Source organism: Gluconobacter sp. P5B12 (assembly GCF_018812035.1).
Classification (GTDB): Bacteria; Pseudomonadota; Alphaproteobacteria; order Acetobacterales; family Acetobacteraceae; genus Gluconobacter.
Map to the genome: position 1 here is coordinate 1 of NZ_JACRVV010000002.1, position 14,606 is coordinate 14,606.

Here is a 14,606-nt window from a genome sequence, read left to right on the forward strand (position 1 = left end):
GCCCCAACCGACGAAGCGCGGGCCACCCCATCCACCGCCCCAGCCACCATATCCAGGACGAAAGCCCCAACCGGGGCCTCCACGATAGCCGTAGCCACCACCCGGACCACCCCGGAAGCCACCTATCCCAGGGCCGCCACGGAAGCCACCTCCCGGGCCACCACCGTAACCGCCACCACCACGAAATCCGCCCATCCCGCCACCTCCACCATGGAAGCCACCACCGCCCGGACCACCCCCACGCTGCGCCATTGCCGAAAACGGTGCAGCGCCGATCAACGCAGCAAGAACCAAGGCTCCAGCAGATTTTTTCGTGATGTTCATGGCTTGTCTCCTTGGAAATAGCCGCTTTCAGCTTTCCATATCGTCAGAACTCTGGTCCCTGAAAAGGGCTCTTTCAGGGCATGAAACAAGTCGTTTCACGTGAAACACTTCTGTCACCGACGCCTGCGGCCACCCCGCGCTCCGATATGGCCACCAAGGCGTTGCAGGGCATCCCGCAACTCGTCATCTTCAATCTCAGGAACATCAACCTGAACGGGCTTGGGCCTTGGCGGCTTCGGCCTCTCAAATGCTGTCATGTCCTGAACAATCTTCAACCGAAGAATGAGATGCTCTCCCCGCAGACCACAGGCTGTATTGATCCGTTCAATGATCTGAGGTGCGAGATGCTGCAGTTCCATGGCGATCGGCCCCGAACATGCCAGCGTCAGAGACCCTGCCGACAGTCGGCGCGGCTCAGTCACACGAGACAGACGTGGACCGATAAAATCTTCCCAGTCCATGGAAAGCCGAACCAGAAGCGGAGACTTCTTCTTGAACGCCGGTTTGGTAATTCCCGGCACCAGAGCGCCGATCTGCCGCGCTCCTCCACGCTTGGGAATCCATGCGGGCTTTTGGTCCATGCCCGCTGCCCGACCACGAAGGTTCTTGTCCGGACCGTGATCCTTCGTCATATCCCTCTCCGTGACTCCTGATGCTTCCGACCTGCTCCGCTGGTACGACACTCACCGCCGCACCCTTCCCTGGCGCAGCCTCCCGGGGCAGCGGCCTAACCCCTATGCCGTATGGCTGAGCGAAATCATGCTTCAGCAGACGACCGTAAAGGCTGTCATAGCCTATTACGAACGCTTTCTCACGCATTACCCGACCGTGCAGGAACTGGCCGCAGCCCCACAGGAAGACGTTCTCTATCTTTGGGCCGGGCTCGGCTACTACGCCCGTGCCCGTAATCTCCACGCCTGCGCCAAACGCGTTGCAGAACTCGGGCAATTCCCGGACACAGTCGAAGACCTCCTGAAGCTTCCAGGCATCGGGGCCTATACCGCACGCGCCATCGCCGCAATTGCCTTCGGCCGCCCCGTCGTACCGGTCGATGGAAATGTCGAGCGCGTGACATCACGCCTTTTCGGCATAGAAAACCCTCTCCCCGCCTCGCGCCCGCTTCTGGCCAAACAGGCAGCGCTCCTCAACCAGTCAGCAGAAGCACAGGATCGTCCATCAGACTTTGCCCAAGCCCTGTTCGATCTTGGGGCCACAATCTGCACACCCCGCAACCCATCTTGTCTGACATGCCCCTGGCGTCCATCCTGCCTTGGCCATACCAAAGGAATAGCGTCCACCCTTCCCCGCAAAGCGCCCAAACAGGCACGTCCCACGCGTTACGGCGTGCACTTTGTCCTTCTGGATACAAGTGGGCAGGTTTTGATGAGAACGCGCCCTGAAAAAGGTCTTCTCGGCGGCATGGACGAATTTCCGGGGACGGAGTGGCGCGAGACCCCCTGGACTGAAGCTGATGCCATGAACCATGCCCCAACACTCGGGCCGTGGGCTCTACGGGGAGAGGTCACTCATGTCTTTACCCATTTCACACTTAAGCTCATGGTTTACGCAAAGACCCTCCCTGCGGGACATAATGCAGGGATCGACCCATCCTTTGGCGCGTTTCGGTCAACAACACGCGCAGCATTGCCAGGCGTTATGAAGAAATGCCTCGCCCTTGCAGTTACTGATATGGAGAAAAAATGAGCCAGACTTTTCCCAAAACCCAGGTGTGGTTCATGGACTGGCACAGCCGCGTTCTGGATCATGACCCGATCAGCGACTATTTTTCTCCGACGCCCTTCCAGCCTGGCGTCTATCCCGGCATATCCGCAAAGATTGCCCCTCCCCTAAATCTTCCTTGCGACATCACTTTTGAAAAGCGCGTTTCAATGCCGCGGCCGTTGCCCGTACTTGAAGCTCTGGACGCGGGAAACGGTCTGATTATTTTTCAGGAGAAAGAACTTAAAACTTTCCTGATAAGTGCCCCTGTTCCCGGCAAAGGCAGAATTGGCACAGACTCTACGAACCCTGGGGAATGGGAACGTTTCCTGCCCATGACGGAAGACACCATGCGTGGCCTGTCCACTCTCTTGGTTTCTCAAGCCGCAAGCCTGATCGACGTGGAAACAGGCAAGGTTCTTTCCACCATCAGGCCCGGCGAAGGCTTCCTTTGGATGCTGGGAGACACGTCTATTCCCCTCACAGCCAACATCCAGAATATTGAACAGATCGGGAGGCTGCCAGCACGGCATGAAGCCGAAATCTCGTTTATTCGAAACGATGATCAGCCTCCTCTCCGGGTTCACGTCAGACGACCTGGCTGACACATCAAGACACGGATTTCACGATTGTCGTGAGGTTTTAGGATTTTGCAGACCTTTCAGGGCTGAACCTGCGTTGCTTTTCCTGAACACCCTTCAGGGAAAGCAGCGACAATGCCTCAGACTCCGTCCTCTGACCTCAAACATCTCCTCCCTTCCGAACTGGATACGGGAACAGTCGAAAAGGGCCAGATCACCTTCGGTAACTGGCGCGGAGACGCCGACGTCCCTGAAGCACAGCCCCCTCATGCACTCCCCCCGTCCGAGCGGGTTGGGTTCGCCGTTATGGGACTGGGACGGCTGACTCTTGGAGAAATTCTTCCATCCTTCCTTCAATGCCGCCTCGCCAAACCTGTAGCGCTTATTTCCGGTCGCAAGGAAAAGGCCAGATCCGCGGGACATGATTATGGCATCAGGGAAGAGTCACTTTTCACCTATGATGAAATCCACAAGCTGGCAGACAGGCCCGATATTCAGGCCGTTTATGTCGTCACCCCCAACGCACTCCACGCTGGCCAGGTCGAAGCCCTCGCAACAGCAGGCAAACATGTCCTGTGCGAGAAGCCCATGGCCAACTCAAGCGAGGACGCCAGACGCATGATTGAAGCCTGCCATGCCGCAGGTGTGAAACTCATGATTGCCTATCGCTGCCATTATGAACCCTTCAACCAGCTTGTCAGAAAACTGGTTCAAAGCGGGGAGCTCGGCCGGCCCAAACTCGTCGAAGCCATCAACACACAGATGCAGGGAGACGCCGATCAGTGGCGCCTCAAACCTGAACTGGCTGGCGGAGGAGCCCTTCCGGATATCGGCCTCTATTGCCTCAACGGCACGCGCGCGGTGCTCGGAGAAGAACCTGAGAGTCTGTTCGCACAAATGGTCAGCCCTCCCGATGATCCACGCTACAGAAACCTGGATGAAACATTCTCTTTCATGCTCCGCTTCCCGTCAGGCGTCATTGCCAACTGCGCGACCAGCTATGGCGCACACGAAAGCAAAGACCTTCGTATCCAACTGGAGAAAGGGTGGATCACTCTGGAAAACGCCTTCGCCTATACAGGCCACCGCCTGCGGATCGGACGACGCCAGGGCGACCATAAAGCCGTCAGCGAATGGCACATCCCGGCCGGAAACCAGTTTGCTCTGGAAATCGACCATTTTTCCGAATGCATTCTCAAGAACCAGACACCCCGGACGCCCGGTGAAGAAGGCCTGCGGGACCAGAAACTGATGGAAGCGCTCTACCATTCCGCCAGAACCGGTCAGATGATCCATCTGCCTAAAAACGCGTTGTAAACTCACTCCCAACCACGCTCACCCCTGGCATGAGATGGAACCCCTCGCCGCTCAGGCAGTTAGGATATCTGCTATGTTCAAACTTTCTTCTGCCCTTTCCGTCCCGACAGCCCTGTGCCTTGCAGCATTTGGCCTTGCTGGCTGTGTCTCTGAACCGATGAGTCCGCCGGAACAGCAACTCGCTTCTGCGGGGTTTGTTAGACACCCAGCCAATTCCCCATCACGCCGGGCCGAGCTTCAGCTCATGCCACAGCATGTCTTTCTGACCCGGACTACACCGGAAGGCCTGCGTTACATCTACGCAGACCGGGACATCTGTGACTGCGCTTATATCGGCACGCAGGAAGCCTTCGAGAAATATGCAGCCCAGCAGCCTCATGGCGTTCCCACACTGGGCAAAACTGCCTCAACGGCTGCAGAACAGACGCCCCTCAAGGCGGCCACTCACTGATCATGGCTCCTGAAGCGCGGAAGACATGATTTTCACCGTCGGACATTACCTTGCGGAACGTCTCACCCAGATTGGCCTGAAGCATCATTTCGCCGTAACGGGAGACTGCAATCTCGTCCTGCTGGATCAGCTTCTCGCGCACGGTGGCATGAAGCAGATTTATAGCTGCAATGAGCTGACTTGCAGCCTCTCAGCGGAGGGCTATGCCCGCGTCAACGGTGCAGCAGCCGCAATCATCACCTTTGGCGCTGACGCCATTTCTGCCCTGAATGGCATTCGCGAAGCCTATGCCGAAAATCTGCCGGTCATTCTGATTTCAGGAACACCCAACACGCGTGACCCGAGGTCAGATCTTGCCCCCCTCCGCCAGATCGGGATGGTCCGCCACATTACCGTAGCCGCAGAAATCATCACTTCGGCTGAAACGGCGCCGGCACAGATCGATCACGTTATTCGAACGGCACTGCATGAGAAAAAACCCGCATATCTGGAAATTGCCTGTCATATCGCAGACCAGCCGTGCGTAAGACCCAGTCCGGTTTCCTCACTCTGCTCCCATCCGGCGCCAGATTTGGAAAGCCTGAATGAAGCTGTAGATGAAAGTCTCTGCTTCCTCGAAAAACGGAATAGAATCGTTATTCTTGTCGGCAGCAAGCTTCCGGCAGCTGAGGCACTTGAAAACACAACAGAACTCGCTGACGGCCTTGGGTGCAGCATTACGGTTGTGAGTGCTGCCAAAAGCCTCTTCCCCGAAGAGCATCCGGCTTTCCAGAGCATTTACTGGGACGAAGTCAGCAATCCAAGGACAGAAAAGATCATTCATGAGGCGGATGGAATCATCACGCTCGCCCCAGTCTGGAATGATTATTCCTCCGTAGGCTGGCAGAACCTTATTCACGGCGAGAACGTTCTGGAGATCAACCCAGATCGTGTCACGGTCAATAATCGCACTTTCAACGGCTTCTGCCTTAAGGACTTCGTAAGGGAAATTGCCCATCGCTCTCAGGGCAGGCCGGCCTCTTCAAAGGAGGACTATCAACCCTGGTTTTTTCCTTTAACGACCCCGATGACCAACGATGAAACAACACGTCAGAGCAACATACGTCGCAGATCTTTTCCAAGAGGAACGCAAGCCGAGGACGAAATGCCGTGGCAGCCCCAACGTCTAATGGCCACCACGTCCTCATAGTCGATCCGTACCGGAAGTCCTCTGGGTATAGCGCGCATCATTATTGCTCTCGCAACGCTCTACGTCATCAAAACCGAAATTCACGCGACGGCTTATATAACCAGAGCTACACGCGGACCCTGCCCAAACCTGCAGAAGCCATCAGAACCGTCCGGCCTACTCTGCATTGTTAATTAGCTGAGACAGGCGCGCTGCTTCCACAAATTCACCCCATCACGGGAAAGCTGATCCGCCTTCCCATCCCGAAATCACCACCAACAGACCGCTACAGATTTAGTCCGAGGGTAGAATCTTTATATCTTCGACCCCGCCGATAAAAACCTGCGTCTGATAATAAATGCTACCAACGGTGCCATCTGCCTTGAGCCGTCCGACAGGGACTTTTTTGGCCAGACCTGAGGCCCGAACCCGACGGTGCATGAAATACTGCTCTGCCGTCTGGGACGTCCCCTGTAGCAAGTCGTTTGCCGTGCTTTCGTGAATGGCGATGATGAGCGTCGTTGGATCCCGATAATTATCGGCAGAATCTAGATAGACCATATTGTCTTGTCGGCCGACGCGCTGGACAGTCATCTCAAATGTGCCAACAACACCCGTCGGGTCTGCCGCTGCCGCCGCAATAGCCGTTTTGGGTGTGTACACATCCGGTGAACACGCAGCCAGACTGACACCCAAGACGCCAAGAGCAATGGTCTTTTGAAAACGCGCTATCACTGTCCAGTCCCCATCATCAAGCACAGCCAAAATAACTGTATCTTTTCGTAACAGATACACAGACTAACCGCTTAAGCGACAAGGCCAAGACCTTATCCCGCGAAATTTCCAAGAATTTTAACGCTGCGAAGCCTTCAGAGAAGACGTGCGAATTTCATGAACAAAAACGTCACACTCATAAAAACGAAGCAGACAAAACCGGCCTCAACAGTTCCCCACGCTCCCTGAGCCAGAAACATTCCCCCGGTATTCATTCCGAAAAAACCCGTCACGAACGTAGCGGGAAGCATCAATGTCGTTCCCACGGAAACGATATAGAGCCGTCGGTTGGTTTCTTCCGCCTGATTAGAGCCCAGTTCGTCCTGCAATGACCGGGCACGATCCTGAAGCGCGATAAGATCGTCCAGAGCAGCGTGAACCTGACGTTCCGCACGATCCCGCAGTTCATCTTCCGCCCAGTCTGGGAGATCCAGATCTTCGTCTTTCAGAACGCGATCAATTGGCGTCACAACACGACGCAGCTCCGTCGCCCGACGCCGCACCTTACCAACAATACCGCCCAGATGACCAAGATCAGAACGATGCTCGATCAGTAGAAGAGCATCTTCCGCACGATCCAGATCATCATCAAGCTGGCCAAGCTGGCGCCTGACTGTTCCCGTGAACTCGCGCAGAGCACGGTCAATGATTCCTGCAGGCGTCGGCGGAATATGGTCGGCTTTCAAAGACCGGTAAGCAGCGCCAAGAACCGGGATCGGATTACGCCGGGTTGTAATCAGGAGATCCGGCCGCATCGCAAAGCGCCATGCACAAATCTCCCTGTCATCTTCCGACAAGGCATCATCAAAAGCTGGCAGTGCGCCCCAGATCAGGTCATCCGCTGCTTCAAGCGCAATCCCATATTCCGTTTCTGCCAGCATCCCGCACACGTCTTCAGGCAGATCTGGCAGATGTGCGACGAACGACCGTGCTGAGCTGTGGACCGTATCAAAGTGAAGCCAGAACCAGCCCTGAGACGTCAGCTCATGGCCGGGCGTCAGAAGATCTTCAACTTCTTCCTGCCCCAGAGGTCGCAGGTCTTGTCCAGGCACAGCATGGACAGCCCATACCAGCCCATTCGCAAACGCAGGCTTCCCCGTCTCCTGATATGCAGGATCGATCACCGTGAAAGGAAAATTGTAGGTGGAGTTCTCTGACACGGCATCCTCCTGTTCTTCAGGGGGTATTCTGGACCTTCGTCGGCACTGAGCAACACGACAGAAGGTGATCTGCCGTTCTCTGACATGGCCGCACAGCAGACGCAATATGCTCTTTATGGCAACTGTTACGCTGGCCGGGAGTTAACAGATTATTCCTGGAAGAGCCAGCTCTTCACCATCAAAGGAAATATCATCATGACTTTTCGCCTCAAAGCTTCCCTGCTTGCCACTGCTGTTCTGATGGCCGCTCCTGCCGTGTCCTCAACAGCATTCGCACAGGCCATCAGCAGCCCAAGTAACGACCAGACGCAAACGGCCAACACCGCAGCGCAGAAGGCCCAGAACTCTACCATCGATCAGCCGTCCAATCATCTGCCAACCAATCCCAACACGATTGAAGAGCAACCGGATCAGCCCGCGCCCAAGGCTCCCCATGCCATGTCGGACACCACCAAGCAGGGCAAGACGGAATACAAGCACCACCTGAAGCGGACACATCAGCCGCACCTGACGGTAAAAACCAAGCCTGACACCACACAGCCGAACTGACACAGGTCAGGTGCGACGGAGCCACACTTTGCGTGGCTCCGCCAAATCTCTATACCTGCTGCCATCAAAGACGGGCAGTAAGGGCCAATCATGACCACGCAGGACTACAAGGTACACGACATCTCCCTGGCAGACTGGGGCCGTAAGGAAATTTCCATCGCTGAAGGCGAAATGCCCGGCCTGATGGCACTTCGCGAAGAATACAAGGACTCCCAGCCGCTTAAGGGCGCCCGCATCGCTGGCTGCCTGCACATGACCATCCAGACCGCCGTTCTGATTGAGACGCTGACGGCCCTTGGTGCCACGGTCCGCTGGTCGTCCTGCAACATCTTCTCCACGCAGGATCACGCCGCAGCGGCCATCGCCGCCGCTGGTATTCCGGTTTTCGCCTGGAAGGGCCTGACGGAAGAAGAATTCAACTGGTGCATTGAACAGACCATCACGGGTCCGGACGGCTGGACGCCGAACATGATCCTCGATGACGGCGGCGACCTCACGGTCATGATGCACGACAAGTTCCCGGAACTCCTGAAGGACGTTCGCGGTCTTTCTGAAGAAACGACGACGGGCGTGCATCGCCTCTGGCAGATGGCCAAGGCTGGCACGCTGAAGGTTCCGGCCATCAACGTGAACGACAGCGTCACCAAGTCCAAGTTCGACAACCTGTATGGCTGCCGTGAGAGCCTCGTGGACGCGATCCGTCGCGGCACAGACGTCATGATGGCTGGCAAGGTTGCCGTAGTTGCCGGTTATGGCGACGTGGGCAAGGGTTCCGCTGCTTCCCTGCGCAACGCAGGCTGCCGCGTTCTCGTGACCGAAGTCGACCCGATCTGCGCCCTGCAGGCCGCCATGGAAGGCTATGAAGTCGTCACCATGGAAAACGCAGCTCCGCGCGGCGACATTTTCGTCACCTGCACGGGCAATGTGGACATCATTACGATCGACCACATGCGCGAAATGAAGGACCGTGCGATCGTCTGCAACATCGGTCACTTCGATAGCGAAATCCAGGTTGAAGCCCTGCGCAACTATCGCTGGAACAACATCAAGCCGCAGGTTGACGAAGTCGAGCTGGCCGAAGGCCGCCGCATCATCCTGCTCTCCGAAGGCCGTCTCGTGAACCTTGGCAACGCCACAGGTCACCCGTCCTTCGTGATGTCCGCTTCCTTCACCAACCAGACGCTGGCCCAGATCGAACTCTGGACCGCCAAGCCGGGCCAGTACGAGGTGAAGGTTTACACTCTGCCAAAGGCTCTGGACGAAAAGGTTGCTGCCCTGCACCTCGCAAAGGTCGGCGCCGAGCTCTCCAAGATGTCCACGAAGCAGGCTGACTACATTGGCGTTCCGGTTGCCGGTCCGTTCAAGCACGAAGAATATCGTTACTGAGCGGAACAGGTGACACGGGGTAGGCGTTGTCTACCCCGACACTGTTTTTCAAACCGTCAGGAGAATTTCCTATGGGTCTTTTCAGCTCGATCATGTCCAAGATTTTCGGACATGCAGAAGCAGCCACGCCGACAACTTCCGGCACGGCTGATGCACAGGCTTCCGCTGGCGCTCCGGCTGCCGCAGCCCCAGCGACACCTGCAACTCCAGCTGCACCAGTAGATGTGGATGCCGTTCTTTCGGATCTGGCATCCAAGGCTGGCCAGCCGCTGAACTACAAGACCTCGATTGTGGATCTTCTGAAGCTGCTCGGCCTCGACAGTTCCCTGGAATCACGCAAGCAGCTTGCAGGCGAACTGCACTACACGGGCAGCACGGATGACTCAGCAACGATGAACGTCTGGCTCATCAAGCAGGTCTATGCCGAGCTGGCCAAGAACGGTGGTAAGGTTCCTGAAGGCTGGGCTCACTAAGCCTTTCCAACAGGATCAGTTACGAAAAAGCCCGGATGTTCTCATCCGGGCTTTTTTTATTTTTCACTGCGTAGAAAAAAAATGGGCCGCGAAGGGGACAGTGTTAAGGCAGACGTCTCGATATCAGGCGCCCTCCCCTGACGCAGCTCTGCCAGAGACTGGTGGAAAACCCTGATCCTGACATCCCGTGAGCCATCTGCGTGACGCCAGCGTTCGAACGCCAGAACGGTATTCGGGGCCGTAGAATCCGGTTGATCGGGAAAAGACCAGTCCAGCCCGAACAGGGCCATCATGGCAGCCAGATTGGTATCGTGGCCGGCCAGAACAAGCACCTTCGTGGAAGGCGATATCCCGGGGATAGACCGAACCGGGCGATCAGACAAAAACGCACGAATACTTTCCGCCATCACCCCGTTTCTGGCGCGGGCATATTCGGGCAGACGCCTCAGAAGATGATTTTCTGCCTCATGCGCGGGCATAACAGCTTCCAGAACGTGCGGCGCATCTTTGTCAGCCACCTCGAAGTCAGCCAGAGACAAACCTTCTGCATAAGTCAGCAACAGACTTTCTGCGGCCATGCCTGCCGTTACGAAGCCACCCTGAAGATTTGGTGCTCCTTTTTTCCACTCATTCTTCGTTGCACCTAAAAAGCATTGCGGCGACGAATTACTCTCCGAGCATGCTTCCGGCGCCATGAGCGACTGAACGGCTTTCAGAGCGTTATGAGAGGCCGGTTCGGGCAATGTCTTCGTGGCGGCTGCAAATTCTTGCTCCAAAACTCCACGATCAATCTTGCCTGCCTGAGTGCCAAGCGCATTAAAAACCGGATCGACACCTGTCGTCGCCCAATGGGCCTTTATGGCGCATCCTGGGGCTATTTCTTTGGCCCAGACGTCCCCCGTCTGTCGCGTCCGATGATCAGCCGTATCAGCCCAGACAACAGTCTCCTGCTCCAGGATCTGACACGTCTCGGCGCCCTGAAACAGAGCGCTTGCGCTATAGTTTCTCTGAACAGCCTGCACCATCGCTGCCAACGCTGCGGCACCGTGCTGTGTCATTTCTCCAGGCGCTACAGACCATACCTGCCAAGTATGACCCGTCCGATGCTGCATTTCCTGCGGTGAAAGTGTCGGACTGCGGATCCCGTGTCGGCCGAGAAAAACGGTTTTTTCGAGAACGTCTGGCTGCGCCTGAGAGGCACAGCCCCCCAAGGCGAACAGAAGAGCAAGCGAAGACAGTCGCCGCATCATGGCATCGTTGCCGTCATGTTGAAGAACACGCTCCGGCCAGCAATACGCCAGAACAGTGGGGCATCGCCATAAGACTGATTACCCGCAAAGTCGCTAATGGCACGGTTGTTGAACAGGTTGGCAATTTTGATGCTTGGGGTCACGTTACTGAAAAACGAGCCAATATGATGAATACGCCAGCCCATGGCGAGATCCGCCGTCACAGTGCTTCCAATTTTATACTGATTTTTGAAGACCGTATTGTCTGCCTCATCAGTCGTGCTGTCCAAGCCCCAATGCGTTCCGGCATATTTCCCCATGATTGAGAAATAGGGCCCGTGCTCACTCTCATAGAGCAGCCCGAAAGACGCCAAAGCGTTTGGACTTTTAGCAACGCGAACATTGCTGTGCTTATATTTTGCGTCATTGACGCTGTAATTTCCATAAAGGGAAAAACCGTAACCAATGACATATTGCCCTTCGAGCTCAATTCCTTGGTAAACTGCACCACCGCTATTCACATATGTCGATGTCGTACCGATATTGGGAACCTGAATCTGCGCCGAGGCAATATAATTCGAGAAATTGATGTAATATCCATCCAGAGAAAGCATCCAGTTGCGGCCATGATATACCGATCCCACCTGATAATTCATGGTGGTTTCAGGCTTTACATTTCCAACGGAACTAACCTGAAAAACAGACAGTGGTGGCGCGAGAAAGCCCCGTGCAACCTGAGCATAAGCACTCCAGTTTTTCATAATACGTTGATTAATTGCAATGGATGGTTGCCATGATCCATAGCTTTGCGTGTCTTTCAGTGGGAGCTTTGTCCCCTTATTAAGGCCTGCATCATAATCTCTTTTGAAAATGGAATATTTTACACCCGGCTTAATTGTCGCTCCTGCCCACGGATGAAAATTCAGCTCCAGATAAGGTTGAATTGTCGTGTTCAGGTCTGAAATATCATAGCTATATGCTGAACCATTTTTACCAAGAACCGGAACGGAATTCTGGCTCAGCTCAATGGCATACGTGTAGCGACGATCTTTTTGAACGTCAGCCCAAACTCCCAGAAGAATATCGCCGTAAGACGTATGCCCTTTCAGACGAAGGGTATCGCCATATGTCCGATACGCCGCATCTGCGTATTTTCCAGGAATATCGTTTTTATAGGTCGCCACCTTTTTTCCGGCGGCACTATAAAATGTCACACCGTTTGCTGCGGTATCACCCTGACTTGCGTCTGTGCTTTCAGAATAATCATGCTCAAAGCCACTGGTGTAAATCTGATTTTCTAATGTGAGCCAGGACAGAAGCTTTGTTTCAAGGGAGATATAATCAAAATCAGATGTATAAACGCTTGGCTGATACCCGTAATAACACTGCTTCGATGGGTCATTGCATAACCCGTAGTTCTTTCCATATTTTTTATAATCGTCCAGCGTGGCGCCCTAGGTCGTGTACTGCCATTCCTTGTTATACGTCGTTTCAATCGTAAGCGTTGTTTCTGGCGCCAGATCGATAACATCCTTGAACATCAGGTTGCTGCGACGCTCAGAAGAATTGGTCAGATAACCATTGGTTTCCTCGTGCTGCATATCGATAAAAGCACGGCCCATTCTGGTTTTGCCTGTATCGAACTCAATACCACCTGCGCGAGTATTGAAACTACCGTATGTCCCGTAAAGCGTTGTCCCCATCCGCGCCGCTGGATTTTTGGACGTAAATCCCATGGTTCCGCCGAACGTCGCATTTCCAATCGTTGACGCTGTGCCAGGCCCACGATCAATCTGCGCCTCCCCCAAAAAGTGAGAGATAAACAGTGAGGACGTCGTATGGCCCATATCGGAAGCGTTTCCGAAAGGAATGCCGTCGAATGTCATATTATATTGGCCGTCCTGAAAACCACGCAGACTCATGGTTTCAGCTTTTCCCATTCCCGGCCCATTCGGGTTCTGAGAAAATACGCTTGGCTGGAATTGAATAATATCATCAACGCTTGCGAGCGGAATAATATTATTTGCTAAAAAACCCGACCGAATTTTTGATGTCGGCTGCGTAATGTCCAGTGAAACCGTTGCGGGAGCGATACATTCAGCATACCCAAGAACTGTGAGCTTTTCGACCTTCGGCTTTTCTTTGGAAGCATTCTTTTCGGTGTCAGCCTGCTTGAGCTCTGCCGCGTTGGTCGTTGAACCAAAAAAATATCGCCGCAGCCATAACGCCTGCCTGCAGGACGAATTTTTTTCTGGTACTGATCATTGGAATTGTGCGCTCCCGTGGAATAGAGAACGCTCATTACTGTTACTACCCAGCGCTGAGAACAGTAATTACCAACCTGTAATATAAACTTCATACGAAGTACCAAAATCTGTCATAAACATGATGAAACATTTTGGTGTTGGAATGTATCAGGGTAGCGGTCGCTTGTCCGCGATGGGGTCAATCTTCGGCTCCGTCAATGGGCCGGAATCCACTACAACAACCAGATCTCCCGCGATCGGGGTCGCCTCCCGGTCCTTGGGCAGGAGTGCCGCAAAGCGTGGATCATAGCTGGCCGCCTGTTCGTAAAGCGCATCTATCAGACCATAATGATCCATGAAGCGGTTCATCGTCGCTGGAATTCGGATACACCCTTCAGACGCAGAGTGACCAAGTCTCCACTCGAGAAACTGTGGGTCCGTAGCGTGAATTTCCAGCCGGATCTGCCCGGTTTCATGTTTTGGGAGCCAGCCCTTCATTGCCGTCTGCCAGCCCATATCCCAAACACGAGATCCTTTGGCACCAATCCCGCGGATACCATATTTGTTTTTTGTGCCTTCAGCGCGATAGCCCAAGCGGTCGGCTGAATTTTGGAAAACGCCTGTCGGAGTAATGTAATAGTATTTCCGGCCTGTTGTTCCTGTTGAAACAGGAGTGCCTCCTAGGGAAACCCAAGGTTCGTCTGGTAATGCCAGAACAAAATCAAGATGCTGAATACGCTCATTCCGATCCACAACCATAATCAGTTGAGGACGTGATACAGGCTGATTGGCCTTTGCAACTTCAGCCTGAGCAAGAGAAACAAAAGCGTCCCGACGGTCCTGCTTATACGTGGTGAATCCCTTCACCGTCTTCGCCATCATTTTTACAAGGCGTGCGGCTTCCTTATGAGCTTCCGTATTGCTGACAATAGGAAGAGGCGGAATCTGAACTGAAGGAACCACCGGCGTCGCATCTGTCACTGGATTATCAGCTGGCAGAGGAACAGATACATCTCCGTTTTCCGTCGGCGTAGCGGGGGTTGGGTCGGCATGTGCGCAGGCCGACAACAAAGGACCGCCACCGCATAATGCGGTTGTCACGACAAAAAGTCTGGCAGAGCGATACAATGTGGAAACAGGCCGCATGGACAGGATTACCCTCGGTTCATAATGGTTCAATGAACGCGGGGGATCGGCAGAACCGTCCAGCGTTCAGCGGGAGACGCCAC

General features: G+C 54.6%; 15 protein-coding genes and 1 pseudogene. 8 read left to right on the plus strand and 8 right to left on the minus strand.

The features are described from left to right. Both KP702_RS04045 and KP702_RS04050 read right to left on the minus strand, forming a co-directional pair. Positions 1-324 (minus strand): annotated as a pseudogene (locus KP702_RS04045) (hypothetical protein); the annotation flags it as partial. Positions 325-437: 113 nt separating this feature from the next. Further along, positions 438-956 carry a DciA family protein gene (locus KP702_RS04050; RefSeq protein WP_064275159.1) on the minus strand — a complete coding sequence of 173 codons (519 nt, stop codon included), beginning with the start codon at positions 954-956 and terminating at the stop codon, positions 438-440. A 10-nt stretch (positions 957-966) separates the two neighbouring features. Here KP702_RS04050 and mutY point away from each other — a divergent pair, with 10 nt between their 5' ends. The 5 genes from mutY (at position 967) to KP702_RS04075 (ending at position 5,581) form a co-directional block, all read left to right on the plus strand. Continuing rightward, entirely contained in the window at positions 967-2,028 is a 1,062-nt protein-coding gene (gene mutY / locus KP702_RS04055) for an A/G-specific adenine glycosylase (protein ID WP_202206851.1), read from the plus strand. Further along, a complete protein-coding gene (locus tag KP702_RS04060; RefSeq protein WP_202206852.1) occupies positions 2,025-2,648 on the plus strand; it encodes a hypothetical protein in 624 nt (207 codons plus the stop codon). Before mutY ends, KP702_RS04060 begins: the two co-directional genes overlap by 4 nt. Before the next feature lie 111 nt (positions 2,649-2,759). Further along, positions 2,760-3,941 carry a Gfo/Idh/MocA family protein gene (locus KP702_RS04065; protein WP_202206853.1) on the plus strand — a complete coding sequence of 394 codons (1,182 nt, stop codon included), beginning with the start codon at positions 2,760-2,762 and terminating at the stop codon, positions 3,939-3,941. A 73-nt stretch (positions 3,942-4,014) separates the two neighbouring features. Beyond that, on the plus strand, positions 4,015-4,392 hold the full coding sequence (locus KP702_RS04070; RefSeq protein WP_202206854.1) for a hypothetical protein: 378 nt from the start codon (positions 4,015-4,017) through the stop codon (positions 4,390-4,392). 25 nt (positions 4,393-4,417) lie between these two features. Then, complete coding sequence (locus KP702_RS04075; protein WP_202206855.1) at positions 4,418-5,581, plus strand: thiamine pyrophosphate-binding protein; 1,164 nt, start codon at positions 4,418-4,420, stop codon at positions 5,579-5,581. Positions 5,582-5,854: 273 nt separating this feature from the next. Here KP702_RS04075 and KP702_RS04080 read toward each other — a convergent pair whose 3' ends face one another. Continuing rightward, positions 5,855-6,325 (minus strand): hypothetical protein, encoded by a 471-nt coding sequence (locus tag KP702_RS04080; protein WP_202207286.1) that lies wholly within the window; start codon positions 6,323-6,325, stop codon positions 5,855-5,857. A 104-nt stretch (positions 6,326-6,429) separates the two neighbouring features. After that, on the minus strand, positions 6,430-7,494 hold the full coding sequence (locus tag KP702_RS04085) for a transporter (RefSeq protein WP_046900389.1): 1,065 nt from the start codon (positions 7,492-7,494) through the stop codon (positions 6,430-6,432). A 195-nt stretch (positions 7,495-7,689) separates the two neighbouring features. On the opposite strand from KP702_RS04085, the gene KP702_RS04090 reads away from it, so the two are divergent. The 3 genes from KP702_RS04090 to KP702_RS04100 all read left to right on the plus strand — a co-directional run bounded on the left by KP702_RS04090 (position 7,690) and on the right by KP702_RS04100 (position 9,902). After that, positions 7,690-8,043, plus strand: coding sequence for a hypothetical protein (locus KP702_RS04090; RefSeq protein ID WP_202206856.1), 354 nt, complete (start codon positions 7,690-7,692; stop codon positions 8,041-8,043). A 90-nt stretch (positions 8,044-8,133) separates the two neighbouring features. Next, positions 8,134-9,429: an adenosylhomocysteinase gene (gene ahcY / locus KP702_RS04095; protein WP_202206857.1), complete on the plus strand. Its 1,296-nt coding sequence runs from the start codon at positions 8,134-8,136 to the stop codon at positions 9,427-9,429. Positions 9,430-9,500: 71 nt separating this feature from the next. Further along, positions 9,501-9,902: a DUF3597 domain-containing protein gene (locus tag KP702_RS04100; protein ID WP_086634721.1), complete on the plus strand. Its 402-nt coding sequence runs from the start codon at positions 9,501-9,503 to the stop codon at positions 9,900-9,902. Positions 9,903-9,958: 56 nt separating this feature from the next. Here the strand turns inward: KP702_RS04100 and KP702_RS04105 are convergent, their stop codons facing one another. The 4 genes from KP702_RS04105 to KP702_RS04115 form a co-directional block, all read right to left on the minus strand. Next, on the minus strand, positions 9,959-11,152 hold the full coding sequence (locus KP702_RS04105; protein ID WP_215768553.1) for a histidine-type phosphatase: 1,194 nt from the start codon (positions 11,150-11,152) through the stop codon (positions 9,959-9,961). Continuing rightward, the gene (locus KP702_RS16110; protein ID WP_306795928.1) at positions 11,149-12,576 is read right to left on the minus strand and encodes a TonB-dependent receptor; all 1,428 of its coding nucleotides are present in this window, start codon (positions 12,574-12,576) and stop codon (positions 11,149-11,151) included. Before KP702_RS16110 ends, KP702_RS04105 begins: the two co-directional genes overlap by 4 nt. A 9-nt stretch (positions 12,577-12,585) precedes the next feature. Next, positions 12,586-13,350, minus strand: coding sequence for a TonB-dependent receptor plug domain-containing protein (locus tag KP702_RS16115; protein ID WP_306795929.1), 765 nt, complete (start codon positions 13,348-13,350; stop codon positions 12,586-12,588). A 195-nt stretch (positions 13,351-13,545) separates the two neighbouring features. Further along, positions 13,546-14,523: a L,D-transpeptidase gene (locus KP702_RS04115; protein WP_202206859.1), complete on the minus strand. Its 978-nt coding sequence runs from the start codon at positions 14,521-14,523 to the stop codon at positions 13,546-13,548. Positions 14,524-14,606 lie beyond the last annotated feature (83 nt).